The following is a 2,276-nucleotide window of genomic DNA, read 5'->3' on the forward strand; positions in this document are numbered from 1 at the left end:
AAGGTCGTCGTGGTTCTCGACGCCGAGCGCCAGAACCGCCGGCTCGGCCGAAAGGCAGTTGAAGAAACTAATCGGGGCGGCGTTTGCCCGGCCTTCCTGGTCGACCGTCGTCACGAGCGCGATCGGCCGCGGCACCACGGTGCCGATGAGCAGTTTGTATTTCTCGCGCTCGCTCAGGCGCGTGAAGTCGAAGCTTGTCTTGTCGGTCATGACAGTGCTCGCAAGGTCGAGAGGGAGGACGACGGCTCGGTCGGCAAGCAGGCGCGCGTCAAAACAGCGGCCGAGCCGCCGCGTCCCGCTCCTGCCGACTGTTTGGTAATTCTCAGCTGGCGGTAAGGCGTCCCCGATAGTCCGCCAGGAGTTCCTTGAGGTCGCGTTCGCGCGCCGGCTTCAGGTCGAGCAGGCCTCGCGTGGCGACGGCCATCAAATGCTCGTCCATGAGTTGGACCGCTGTCGCCTCGTCGCCGCGCAGCAACGCATCGATGATCGCTTGATGCTCGTTGACCGAGCATTCGGACGAATGCGGACGGCCGTAGAGCGCCAGGATCAGCGAACAGCGGGAGGCCACCTCCTGCACGTAGCGTATCAGGAGTTCGTTGGCCGTCATGCTGGCCAGCAGCGTATGGAAGTCGCCTGACAGCCTGATCGATTCGGGACCATCGCGGCCGTGGGCCTGTTCCTCGGCGGCGATATGAGCCCTCAGCTCCCTGGCCTGCTCCGCAGTCAGCTGTCCGGCAAGGCTTTCGATAACCGTGCGTTCGAGACCGCGCCGCACCTGAAAGACACCGCGCGCTTCCGCCAGACTTGGCGAAGCCACCTCCGCCCGCTTGTTGGGCCGCTGCGAAACCAGCCCCTCGACCGTGAGCCGCGCCAGCACGCTCCGCACCACCGTCCGGCTCACGCCGAAGCTCTCTCCGACCGAATCCTCGGGAAGCTTCGTCCCGGGCGCCAGCGCCTGCTCGATGATGGCGCGCCGCAGTGCCTGATAGACGCCATCCGCCAGGTTTCCGGCGCGGCTTTTCCGTTCGGTCGATGAATTCGGATCGGTCATGGCGTGCTGATTTATCGGTTTGGCTTGTGCGGGTGTCAACCATGGCGCTTCCGGCGTTGGCCCGTTCCGTGACGGGTTGGATGTTTTCACTTGCATCGCGAAAGAGTATACACTATTAGAACAAAAGTGAATACATGATGCACGGAAAAATAATCCGCCGAAGAATGTGCAGCCGTGAGTGGTGCCCGGAAATCAGGGGTCCGTATTCGCCAACAATGGAGAGGTTAAAAGATGAATCAGTTTCTCAGATTTTCGGTCGCCGCCGCCGCGCTTGCCGCGGCCACCTTTTCGGCATCGGCCGAAAACGTCATGCGGTGGGGTTCGCAGCGCGACATTCTTTCACTCGATCCGTATTCCTACGGATCCTCCTTCACGATCTCCGTGCTCAATCTCGTCTATGAGGGCCTGGTTCGATACGACGACAAATTGCAGATCGCGCCGGCCCTGGCGGAGTCCTGGGAAGTGGTTTCGCCGACGCTTTGGCGCTTCCATCTGCGCAAGGGCGTGACCTTCCACAACGGCGATCCCTTCAGCGCCGACGACGTGATCGCATCGTTGACCCGTGTCAGCGATCCCGCCTCGCCTCTGCGCGGCAATCTGCCGGCCTACAAGGGCGCCAAGAAGATCGACGACTCCACCGTCGAAATCACGACGACGCCGAACTATCCGCTGCTTCTCAATGATCTCACCAACATCGTGATGCTCGACAAGAAGTGGCTGGTTGAAAACCATGCCGAGGCGCCGACCGATGCCGGCAAGGGTGTGGAAGGCTATGCGACGACGCATGCCAACGGCACGGGTCCGTTCAAGGTCGTCTCGCGCCGTCCGGACGCCGAAACGGTGTTCGAGGTGAACAAGGCCTGGTGGGACAAACCCAGGCACAACATCGACAAGATCGTCTTCACGCCGATCACCTCGTCCGCGACCAGGGTCGCCGCGCTCCTCTCGGGCGAGATCGATTTCACCAACGAGGCGCCTCTGCAGGACATTCCGCGCCTGAAGGCGACGCCGGATATCAAGATCCTCGCCAGCAATGAGCTGCGCACCGCTTTCTTCCTGTTCAACCGCAAGGACAAGCTCGTCGCATCCGACGTGACCGACAAGAACCCGTTGAACGACCTCAAGGTTCGCCAGGCCATGTATGAGGCGCTCGACCTCGACGCGCTTCAGAAGAAGGTGATGCGCGGCCTTTCCAGGGCCACGGGCTCCATGGTCGCTCCGGCGA

General features: G+C 62.0%; 3 protein-coding genes. 1 reads left to right on the plus strand and 2 read right to left on the minus strand.

The window, feature by feature from the left end; translation table 11 throughout:
- Together AC4FWB_RS33850 and AC4FWB_RS33855 are read right to left on the minus strand one after the other, a co-directional pair.
- On the minus strand, positions 1-210 hold a 210-nt coding region (locus tag AC4FWB_RS33850), incomplete at its 3' end, for a flavin reductase (RefSeq protein WP_491030558.1).
- A 112-nt stretch (positions 211-322) separates the two neighbouring features.
- Positions 323-1,051, minus strand: coding sequence for a GntR family transcriptional regulator (locus AC4FWB_RS33855; RefSeq protein ID WP_491030559.1), 729 nt, complete (start codon positions 1,049-1,051; stop codon positions 323-325).
- A 231-nt stretch (positions 1,052-1,282) separates the two neighbouring features.
- Between AC4FWB_RS33855 and AC4FWB_RS33860 the strand changes: the two genes are divergently transcribed.
- On the plus strand, positions 1,283-2,276 hold a 994-nt coding region (locus AC4FWB_RS33860; RefSeq protein WP_491030560.1), incomplete at its 3' end, for an ABC transporter substrate-binding protein.

This window comes from Mesorhizobium sp. LEGMi-168a, assembly GCF_058312955.1.

What these genes read in the sequence shown, in the direction of transcription:
- AC4FWB_RS33855 (WP_491030559.1), bottom strand. Translation starts at nt 1,051, where the DNA reads ATGACCGATCCGAATTCATCGACCGAACGGAAAAGCCGCGCCGGAAAC.